3 tRNA genes are annotated in these 268 nt (G+C 53.0%); all 3 read right to left on the bottom strand.

Going from position 1 to position 268, the window contains the following annotated elements:
- Positions 1 to 20 precede the first annotated feature (20 nt).
- Positions 21 to 95 (bottom strand) — tRNA-Gly (locus tag CD041_RS00825).
- Positions 96 to 98: 3 nt separating this feature from the next.
- Positions 99 to 180: transfer RNA gene (locus CD041_RS00820), tRNA-Leu, on the bottom strand.
- Positions 181 to 187: 7 nt separating this feature from the next.
- Positions 188 to 263: transfer RNA gene (locus CD041_RS00815), tRNA-Lys, on the bottom strand.
- Positions 264 to 268: the final 5 nt, after the last annotated feature.

Here is a 268-nt window from a genome sequence, read left to right as displayed (position 1 = left end):
CCGCCACCCCGGCAAAATAATGGAGCAGAAGACGGGATTCGAACCCGCGACCCCAACCTTGGCAAGGTTGTATTCTACCGCTGAACTACTTCTGCATATGCGGGTGAAGGGAGTCGAACCCCCACGCCGTAAGGCGCTAGATCCTAAGTCTAGTGCGTCTGCCAATTCCGCCACACCCGCGTATAAATGGTGAGCCATAGAGGATTCGAACCTCTGACCCTCTGATTAAAAGTCAGATGCTCTACCAACTGAGCTAATGGCTCAAAAG

Source organism: Staphylococcus lugdunensis (assembly GCF_002901705.1).
Lineage (GTDB): Bacteria > Bacillota > Bacilli > Staphylococcales > Staphylococcaceae > Staphylococcus > Staphylococcus lugdunensis.
This window is presented reverse-complemented; position numbering and strand designations above follow the sequence as displayed.